Origin of the sequence: Rhizorhabdus sp., from assembly GCF_018006725.1 — a bacterium.
GTDB lineage: Bacteria > Pseudomonadota > Alphaproteobacteria > Sphingomonadales > Sphingomonadaceae > Rhizorhabdus.
Genome location: NZ_JAGMXV010000193.1, coordinates 1 through 8,786, shown reverse-complemented (window position 1 = coordinate 8,786; position 8,786 = coordinate 1). Strand labels below are relative to the sequence as shown.

Annotated in this window: 8 protein-coding genes, 1 tRNA gene and 1 pseudogene; 8 read left to right on the top strand and 2 right to left on the bottom strand. The window is 65.0% G+C overall.

Features of this window, described 5'->3' with window-relative positions:
* Positions 1 to 151 precede the first annotated feature (151 nt).
* From KAY22_RS20640 to KAY22_RS20620, 5 genes are all read left to right on the top strand, one after another.
* Positions 152 to 931: a CoA-transferase subunit beta gene (locus KAY22_RS20640; protein WP_029994314.1), complete on the top strand. Its 780-nt coding sequence runs from the start codon at positions 152 to 154 to the stop codon at positions 929 to 931.
* Positions 931 to 2,004: a maleylacetate reductase gene (locus tag KAY22_RS20635; protein WP_200859911.1), complete on the top strand. Its 1,074-nt coding sequence runs from the start codon at positions 931 to 933 to the stop codon at positions 2,002 to 2,004. Before KAY22_RS20640 ends, KAY22_RS20635 begins: the two co-directional genes overlap by 1 nt.
* A gap of 4 nt (positions 2,005 to 2,008) precedes the next feature.
* A complete protein-coding gene (gene pcaF, locus KAY22_RS20630; protein ID WP_029994316.1) occupies positions 2,009 to 3,211 on the top strand; it encodes a 3-oxoadipyl-CoA thiolase in 1,203 nt (400 codons plus the stop codon).
* Positions 3,212 to 3,239: 28 nt separating this feature from the next.
* Positions 3,240 to 3,680 carry an HPP family protein gene (locus KAY22_RS20625; protein WP_296625124.1) on the top strand — a complete coding sequence of 147 codons (441 nt, stop codon included), beginning with the start codon at positions 3,240 to 3,242 and terminating at the stop codon, positions 3,678 to 3,680.
* 216 nt (positions 3,681 to 3,896) lie between these two features.
* Positions 3,897 to 5,084 carry a hypothetical protein gene (locus KAY22_RS20620; protein WP_235054232.1) on the top strand — a complete coding sequence of 396 codons (1,188 nt, stop codon included), beginning with the start codon at positions 3,897 to 3,899 and terminating at the stop codon, positions 5,082 to 5,084.
* Positions 5,085 to 5,102: 18 nt separating this feature from the next.
* On the opposite strand, the gene KAY22_RS20615 is transcribed toward KAY22_RS20620, so the two are convergent.
* Positions 5,103 to 6,341, bottom strand: a complete 1,239-nt coding sequence (locus KAY22_RS20615; RefSeq protein ID WP_029995684.1) for an integrase arm-type DNA-binding domain-containing protein — start codon at positions 6,339 to 6,341, stop codon at positions 5,103 to 5,105.
* Positions 6,342 to 6,507: 166 nt separating this feature from the next.
* Positions 6,508 to 6,594 (bottom strand) — tRNA-Leu (locus KAY22_RS20610).
* A gap of 105 nt (positions 6,595 to 6,699) precedes the next feature.
* On the opposite strand from KAY22_RS20610, the gene KAY22_RS20605 reads away from it, so the two are divergent.
* The 3 genes and pseudogenes from KAY22_RS20605 to KAY22_RS20595 form a co-directional block, all read left to right on the top strand.
* Complete coding sequence (locus tag KAY22_RS20605; RefSeq protein WP_296625123.1) at positions 6,700 to 7,635, top strand: complex I NDUFA9 subunit family protein; 936 nt, start codon at positions 6,700 to 6,702, stop codon at positions 7,633 to 7,635.
* 11 nt (positions 7,636 to 7,646) lie between these two features.
* Positions 7,647 to 8,447: an undecaprenyl-diphosphate phosphatase gene (locus KAY22_RS20600; protein ID WP_296625122.1), complete on the top strand. Its 801-nt coding sequence runs from the start codon at positions 7,647 to 7,649 to the stop codon at positions 8,445 to 8,447.
* Between the two features lie 158 nt (positions 8,448 to 8,605).
* Positions 8,606 to 8,786, top strand: a pseudogene (locus KAY22_RS20595) (NAD(P)-dependent oxidoreductase); the annotation flags it as partial.

The following is an 8,786-nucleotide window of genomic DNA, read 5'->3' as shown; positions in this document are numbered from 1 at the left end:
GTGCGCGGCCGTCCTATGCGCATGGCTACTATGCCCGCGACAATGCCGCCTATCTCGCCTGGGATTCCGTTGCGGCGGACCGGGACCGCTTCATCGCCTGGCTCGGCGAAACGATCGCACCCGAAGCCGCGGCGGCGCTGGAGACGCTGGCATGAGCGGCGAGACCTACACGCCCGACGAGATGATGGTGGTCGAGGCCGCGCGCCATCTCTCGAGCGATGATGTGTGCTTCGTCGGGATCGGTTTGCCGTCGACGGCGGCGAATCTGGCGCGGCTGCTCCATGCGCCGGGGATCAAGCTCATCTACGAGTCAGGGACGATCGAGACGCGACCGTCCGTCCTCCCGCTCTCGATCGGTGATGGCGAGCTGGCCGAGACGGCGCGCGCGGTCGTCTCGGTGCCCGAGATTTTTGGCTACTGGCTGCAGGGCGGGCGGGTGACCGTCGGCTTCTTGGGCGCGGCGCAGGTCGATCAGTTCGGCAATCTCAACACCACTGTCATCGGCGCTTATGACAGCCCCAAGGTGCGGCTGCCGGGTGCGGGCGGTGCGCCCGAGATCGCTGCCTGCGCCGGCGAGACGTTCATCATGATCCGGCAGTCGACGCGGGCGCTGGTGAATAAGCTCGACTTCATCTCGAGCCCCGGCCACCTCGACGGCGGCAACGCGCGCGAGCGGCTTGGACTCAAGGGCAAGGGTCCGACGCGCCTCATCACCGACCTGGGCGTGATGGAGCCGCATCCCGAAACCCGTGCGTTCGAACTGACCGCGCTCTACCCCGGCGTCACGGTCGATCAGGTGCGGGCCGCGACGGGCTGGCCGCTCCAGGTTCGCGCCGACCTCAGCGTGCGCGAAGCGCCGACCGCAGAGGAACTTTCGGCGCTGCGCGATCTCAAGGCGCGCACCGATGCCGCGCACCAGGGAGCCGCATGATGGACAGCTTCGTTTATGAGGGCCTGCCGGCGCGGGTGATCTTCGGGCACGGCACGCTCGACCGGGTGGCGGATGAGGCGGCCCGGCTGGGTCAGCGCGTCCTCGTCGTCTCGACCCCGGAGCAGACCGGCGCGGCCGGCGATCTCGCGAGGCGGCTTGGCGGGCTGCACGCTGCGACTTTCAGCGGCGCGACGATGCATACGCCGATCGAGGTGACCGACCGCGCCATGACGGTGGTAACGGACGCACGCATCGACGCCATCGTCGCGCTCGGCGGTGGCTCGACCATCGGCCTCTCCAAGGCGATCGCGCTGCGCACCGACCTGCCGCAACTCGTCATCCCGACAACCTATGCCGGCTCGGAGATGACGCGGATCATCGGTCAGACCGAGAACGGCCTCAAGACCACCCAGGTCACGCCCAGGGTGCTGCCCGAGACGGTGATCTACGATGTCGATCTCACGCTGACGCTGCCGCCTCTGATGTCGGTGACGAGTGGGCTCAATGCCATGGCGCATGCGGTGGAGGCGCTCTATGCCACCAATCGCAATCCGATCATCGACATGATGGCGGAGACCGGCATCGCATCGCTCTATCGTGGTCTACCGGTGGTGGCGCGGGAGCCGGGCAACCCCGAGGCGCGGGCCAATGCGCTCTATGGCGCCTGGCTGTGCGCGATCTGCCTGGGCGCAACCAGCGTCGCGCTCCACCACAAACTCTGCCATGTGCTGGGCGGATCGTTCAACCTGCCGCATGCCGAGACGCACGCGATCGTGCTGCCGCATGCGCTCGCCTACAATGCGCCGATGGTGCGCGACGCGGTGGCAGCGATCAAGCGGGCACTGGGCGGCGATGGCATTGCCGGCAAGCTGTTCGACGTGGCGCGCGACGCGGGCGCGCCGACCGCGCTCAGGGACCTCGGCATGCCCGAGGACGGGATCGACCGCGCGGTCGAGATCACGCTCGCAAATCCCTATGCCAATCCGCGGCCGATTGACCCGGTGCTGATCCGCCGGCTGATCGCCAACGCCTGGGCCGGCGTGCGCCCCGATCATTCGACCTACGCGGGCTGAGGCGGTGGCGGCGGCCTTTCTCTGTGGCGGCCTGCGCACGCCGATCGGGCGGCATGGCGGCGCGCTGGCGTCGATCCGCGCCGACGACCTCGCCGCGATCCCGATCCGCGCGCTGCTTGCGCAGAGTCTCTCACTCGACCCGGCCGCCATCGACGAGGTCATTCTGGGCTGCGCCAACCAGGCGGGCGAGGACAATCGCAATGTCGCGCGCATGGCCGCGCTGCTCGGGGGACTGCCACCGAGCGTCCCGGGCGTGACGATCAATCGCCTGTGCGCCTCGGGTCTCGACGCGGTCGCGGCGGCGGCGCGCGCGGTCATGGCCGGCGAGGCGGACGTGGTGATCGCGGGCGGCGTCGAATCGATGACCCGCGCACCCTTCGTGGTCGGCAAGGCGGCCCAGCCCTGGCAGCGATCGGCCTCGATCGAGGATACCAGCATCGGCTGGCGGTTCGTCAACCCGGCGATGCGCGCCGCTTATGGCGTCGACTCGATGCCCGAGACCGGCGAGAATGTCGCCGACCAGTTCGGCATAGCGCGTGACGACCAGGACGGCTTTGCCCTGCGCAGCCAGCAGCGCGCCGGTGCCGCCGCTGCCTGGCACCAGGGCGAGATCACGCCGGTCGCCATCCCCGGCCACAAGGGTGCCGACGCCTTGGTGGTGACGACCGACGAGCATCCGCGCCCCGCAACGACGGCCGAGCAACTCGCTCGATTAAAGCCCGTTGTTCGCCCAAGTGGCACCGTGACCGCCGGCAACGCCTCGGGCATCAACGACGGCGCCGCCGCGCTGCTCGTCGCCAGCGAGGCCGGCATCGCGCGCCATGGCCTCACCCCGATCGCGCGGATCATGGGCGCAGCGTCGGCGGGCGTGGAGCCGCGCATCATGGGCATCGGTCCGGTGCCCGCGACGCAACGACTGATGGCGAGGCTTGGCTTAACCGTGGACCAGTTTGCGGTCATTGAACTCAACGAGGCATTCGCATCACAGGCTCTCGCGACACTGCGCGAACTCGGGATCCCCGACGATGCGCCGCACGTCAATCCGCATGGCGGAGCGATCGCACTAGGACATCCGCTCGGCATGTCAGGCGCCAGGCTGGTTCTCACCGCGGCGCGCGCGCTCACCGAGGCGGACGGCGATTACGCCTTGTGCACAATGTGCGTCGGTGTCGGACAGGGCGTCGCTTTGGCGCTTGGACGTATGTGAGTGTTCTCACTTGCAAAGCGTGAAAAATGTGCACCAGCCCACAGGCCTGATGGGGATCGTAGTCATTGTCGTTCGTGCGACGTTCTTCGTCTTAGGCATCGAAGCGGTGATCGGCGTGGGCGGAGTCGTGTCTCTGCCGATCGAGCGCATTCCGGTCATCACTACCCTCGCCCTGGCGGCTACGGCGCCCCAGCTTAGGGCAACTTATCCCCGGGCCGTAATATGCGGTCACCTGATCGCCTTCAGCCTTACGCTGTTTTGTCATGCCTGGCTGATGCCCGCGGTGATCGTCGCTGCCATGGCGTTGGTCGCTATGCAGATCACCGCTACCGTCCATCCGCCGGCGGCCCTCACCCCGTTCCTGCTCGCGGCCCATCCCGACCTCGTGCAGCGGGTCGTCCTGCCATTGTTCTTCGGATGTCTTGTCGCTGTCGCAGTATCTGGGCTGTTGCGCCGAATGACAAGCTAGTTTGGAACTTTACTTGATTATATATCGATACCTAATCTCCTGCAGATCGACATTTCGATGTTCCATCACACAGCGCGAATTAGGTTCGATCAAGCCGAAGTTGCCGTGCTTCATTTCGCGGAACGAACGTTGTTCTAGCTTGGCTCGAATGAGGCTTGGTGCGTGTCACAGGTGTTCACTAGAGAAGAATTATACCGACTGGTGTGGTCGAAACCCATGACCCACCTGGCGAGGCAGTTCGCGCTCTCGGACGTCGCCCTCCACAAGATCTGCAAGAAGCACGACATCCCGAACCCGCCGCTGGGCTGGTGGGCCAAGAAGGCCGCGGGAAAGGCGGTCAAGCAAATTCCTTTGCCGAAAGCCAAGGCTGGCACGTCCGACAGGATCACGATCGCGGCTGGCCAATTGGGACCGGAGCCCGAGGTGATCGCGGCTGCACGCGAGACTGCCCGCCTGCTGGCCTCGTCCATCGATGCGGACGCGGTCCTGCCAGCGAACCCGATCGTCGATCGAACGATTTCGCAGCTCCGCAAGGCAAAGCCTTCCTCGATCAACGGGCTCGTCACGATCGAAGGCTTGAACGTGATCAAGGCAAGCGTCGCGCCGGCCTCGATCGACCGCCTGGAGCTTGCCCTAAATCGCATCGTGGCAGCGGCAGACGCGCTGGGGATCGAGCTGGCGCGAGGCGAGAAGACGGCGGGCTTCACTTGCGACGGCGAGGTGATCGGTTTTTCGATCAGCGAAGGCGTACGCCGCGAGAAGCACGTACTTACCCAAAAGGAGATTGCCGAGGACGAAGCCGCGCGAAAACGGCGTGAGCGGCGCTGGAAGAACCCGAACAGCTGGGACGACATGGATTTCAGCACGTCGTTCCTGCGCCGGCCGGAATGGGATTATCACCCGACCGGGCAACTCGCATTCGAGCTGGATCAATCCTATTTGCTCGGCAGCAGACCTCGGCGCTCATTCAAAGATGCGAAGATCCAGCGGATCGAAAACATGGCTAGCGACATCGCGGTTGGCATCGCTGTGCTGGCGGCAGCGAAGAAGGACGACCGCTCCAGGCGCGAGGAGCAGGCGCGACGGGAAGCGGAGGCGCGGCGGTTGCGCGAACTTGCGCTTCGCAGAGATTACATCGCCGAGCGCCGTGGCAAGGCGCTCGACGAAGTACTCGAAGAATTGGCCACGCTCGACCGGCTGAGGCGACTGGTGGCAAATTTGCGCGCCGAGAATTTGGCAGAGAGTGCCGGCCGCGTCGCCGAATTCCTGGACCTGGCGGAGCGCCGGCTGGCATCGCGCGAAGCGGCACTTTCAGCGGACGGTCTCGAACAGCATTTCGAGAAGAACAAGCTGTTCGGCGACGATGACGATCATGCGTTTCGGCCGCCGTATGGCTATTATTGAACGGATGTCCGCGCAACATCAGCGGATCGCGGCGTGACGGCCTCCAAAGTTGGGCTTTAGCACCGTTGCGCCGCTGCGCAGCCGATCGAGTTCATTCGACCAGAACTGCATCATGGTGACCCGCTCGCTCCAATATTCCCCGCGCGTGTAGGCGCGCCGCACGCCATTAGTCTCGATGTGCGCCAGCTGGCGCTCGATCGCGTCTGGATGGAACCGGCCGCTTTCATTGAGCAGGGTCGCCGCCATGGCCCGGAAGCCATGCGCACTCATTTCCGCCTGCTCGAAGCCAAGCACGCGTAGCGCAGCGTTGACCGTATTCTCCGACATCGGCCTCCGGTCGGTGCGAAAGGACGGGAAGCAATAGCGCCCCGTGCCAGTCAGCGCCCAAAGCTCCTCGAACAGGCTGGCAACCTGGGTTGAGAGCGGCACGCGATGAGCGCGGCGCATCTTCATCTTTTCCTCCGGGATGTTCCAGACGGAGTTGTCGAAGTCGAACTCCGACCACTCAGCCTGCCGAAGTTCACCGGGGCGCACGAACAAGTGGGCGGACAACCGCAAGGCGTAGAGCGTGATCGCGTGGCCGCTGTAGCTTTCGATCGCCCGCATCAGTTCGCCAGCGCGCTTGGGGTTGGTGATCGCTGCGAGGTGCTTGGCTTTCGGCACCGTAAGCGCGCCGCGCAAATCGCCGGTCGGGTCGCGCTCAGCGCGCGTGGTGGCGACGGCGTAGCGGAACACGCGGCCCAGCACGCTGCGCATTCGGCGCGCGCTTTCGTAACGGCCGGTCGCCTCGACTGATCGCAGGACCACCAGCACTTCCTGGGCGGTAATCTTGGCAATCGGTCGGCTGCCGATTTTCGGGTAAGCCATGTCGAGGAGCCAGCGAATCTTGCTGAGCGTGATCTCGGCCATGTTTTCGCGTTCGGTCTTGGCGATCCACTCCTCGGCGACCGTCTTGAAGGTGTCGTTTTCCTCGATGCGCGCCTTAGCCCGCGCGACCTTCTCCTCTTGCGAAGGGTCAAGCCCGGCCGCGATCAGCCTGCGAGCTTTTTCCCGCTTGCCGCGTGCATCGGCGAGCCCGACGTCGGGCCAGGCGCCGAACGCGAGCGTGCGGTGCTTGCCGCAGTGGACATAGTTGAAGCGCCAGAGCTTCGACCCGCTCGGTCGGACGAGCAGGTATAGCCCGGCGCCGTCGCTGAGCTTATAGTCCTTTTCGATTGGCTTCGCGTTGGCCACCGTCGTGGCGAAAAGGGTGCCCATCTGAGGTATCGCCTCCAAAAAGGGAGGAGAACGATACCTCACGAGATACCCGAATTGTTCTCGATTGGTGCCGTATCCGCCCGGATTTCGCCGGACGCTTATAGCACAAAAAGTCGAGGATTTCAGCCATTTCCGGGACGTTCTCGGACGCCCACGGAAGAACAAATGGTGCCCAGGAGAGGACTCGAACCTCCACGGCCTTGCGGCCACTGGCACCTGAAGCCAGCGCGTCTACCAATTCCACCACCTGGGCATTTCCGGTTGCGGAGCCGGGCGGATAGCGGCGCTCCTTGTGCCTTGTCAACAGCTTCCTTGCAGGGCAATGCGGAGAAAATCGCAGCATCAAGGGAATATGGGCATGAGCCGTCTTGTCACTCTGTTCGGAGGTGGTGGTTTCCTCGGACGTTATGTTGCGCAGGAGCTGCTGAAAGCCGGTGCGCGCGTTCGAATCGCGGAGCGTGATCCGTCCGACGCCCACTTTCTGAAGCCTCTCGCCGGGCTGGGCCAGATCCAGTTCGTGCCCGCCAGCATCACCAACGCCGCCAGCGTCGAGCATGCGATCTCGGGTGCCGATTCGGTCGTGAACCTGGTCGGCATCCTCAAGGGCGACTTCACCGCGATCCATCGTCGCGGCGCAGAGACCGTCGCCAAGGCCGCAGCTGCGGCAGGCGTCGAATCGCTGGTGCACATCTCGGCCATCGGTGCCGATCCCGAATCGCCGTCGGCTTATGGCCGCAGCAAGGGCGAGGGTGAGGTCGCCGTGCGCGAGGCTTTCCCGCAGGCGACGATCCTGCGCCCGTCGATCGTGTTCGGCCAGGAAGACGGCTTTCTCAACCGCTTCGCCGCGATGCTGTCGCTGCCGGTCGTGCCGGTGCTGCGCGGGGTGGCGAAATTCCAGCCGGTATGGGCCTCGGACGTTGCCCGCGCCGTGGCAGGCGCAATCGCCGACCCGAAGCGCCATGGCGGGGCCACCTATGAACTTGGTGGGCCCGAGACGATCTCGATGCTCGAACTGCACCACTGGCTCGCCAAGGCGACCGGTCGCGCGCCGACGATCCTGCCGATCCCCGATGCCATCGGCGCTCCGCTCGTCAGCGCCATGAGCCTGTTGCCTGGGGCGCCGATCACGCGCGATCAGTGGCTGATGCTGCAGGCCGACAATGTCGTCTCGCCGGGTGCCAAGGGGATCGAGGCGTTCGGCATCACGCCCACGCCGATGGAGGCGGTCGCGCCGGCCTGGCTGGTCAGCTTCCGTCCCAGCGGCCGCTTCGGCACCAGCACCAAACCGGCCTGATCGACCGCATCATGGAAATGTCGCTATTGTCGATCATCCTCCTCGGCATCGTCGAGGGGCTGACCGAGTTCATCCCCGTTTCCTCCACCGGCCATCTGATCCTGGCCGGGGAGGTGATGCAGGTGCCGCAAGGGACCGAGACCTTCGACATCGTCATCCAGCTGGGCGCGATCCTGGCGGTGGTGGTGCTCTATCGCCAGCGCTTCGGCGCCGTGCTTGCTGGACTCGCCCGGCGCGATCCGGCTTCGATCGCGTTCACGCGGAATGTTCTCGTCGGCTTCCTGCCCTCGGCGGTGATCGGGGCGCTCGCTTATGGTGCGATCAAGGCGATGCTCAATACGCCGATCATCGTCGCGGTTGCGCTGATCCTGGGTGGCATCGCCATATTGCTGGTCGAGCGCAGGGTGCAGCGCGCCTCCTGCGATACGGTCGAGGGAATGCCGGTACGTACGGCCCTCGCCATCGGTTTCGTCCAGTGTCTGTCGATGATTCCGGGAGTCAGCCGGTCGGGCGCCACGATCATGGGGGCGCTGACGATGGGTGTCGAGCGGCGGACGGCGGCCGAATACAGCTTCTTCCTCGCCATTCCGACAATGGTCGGTGCGACCACGCTCGCCCTGTGGAAGGCGCGGCACGAACTGGGCGACGGGCAGCTTACGGCCATAGGGATCGGCTTCCTCGTGTCGTTCCTCGTCGCGATCGTCGTGATCCGCTGGTTTCTGAACGTGGTGACCCGGCACGGCTTCGCGCCTTTTGCCTGGTATCGCATCATCGCCGGCAGCATCGCACTGATCTGGCTGGTTTTTATATAGGTCCAGATCGGACTTATAATGGAGACGAGTGGATCCCTGCGCGCGGTGATCCATCAGAATCCACAGAATATAAGTCAATATTGCTGTCTTATATTGCGTTTTGCGCGTGACTCCGCCGTCCGGCTGTGAGATTTGCCCTCCGAACCGGAGGACAAGTCATGGCCGATGAGCCGATGTTGAAGTTCGTGCGCGTGGATCAGGATTACCCCGACAAGCGGGAAGCCGATGCGCGCATCGCCGACTTCGCCGAGATCTCGGCCCGCTATGCGGGAGGCAAGGCGGAGGAGCAGGCGTCGCGCTGCTCGCAATGCGGCGTGCCTTATTGTGCGACGCATTGCC

Excerpts from the sequence above, each read along its gene's own strand:
- KAY22_RS20640 (WP_029994314.1), top strand. The coding sequence starts at position 152 with ATGAGCGGCGAGACCTACACGCCCGACGAGATGATGGTGGTCGAGGCC.
- KAY22_RS20635 (WP_200859911.1), top strand. The coding sequence starts at position 931 with ATGGACAGCTTCGTTTATGAGGGCCTGCCGGCGCGGGTGATCTTCGGG.
- KAY22_RS20620 (WP_235054232.1), top strand. The coding sequence starts at position 3,897 with ATGACCCACCTGGCGAGGCAGTTCGCGCTCTCGGACGTCGCCCTCCAC.
- KAY22_RS20615 (WP_029995684.1), bottom strand. The coding sequence starts at position 6,341 with ATGGGCACCCTTTTCGCCACGACGGTGGCCAACGCGAAGCCAATCGAA.
- KAY22_RS20605 (WP_296625123.1), top strand. The coding sequence starts at position 6,700 with ATGAGCCGTCTTGTCACTCTGTTCGGAGGTGGTGGTTTCCTCGGACGT.
- KAY22_RS20600 (WP_296625122.1), top strand. The coding sequence starts at position 7,647 with ATGGAAATGTCGCTATTGTCGATCATCCTCCTCGGCATCGTCGAGGGG.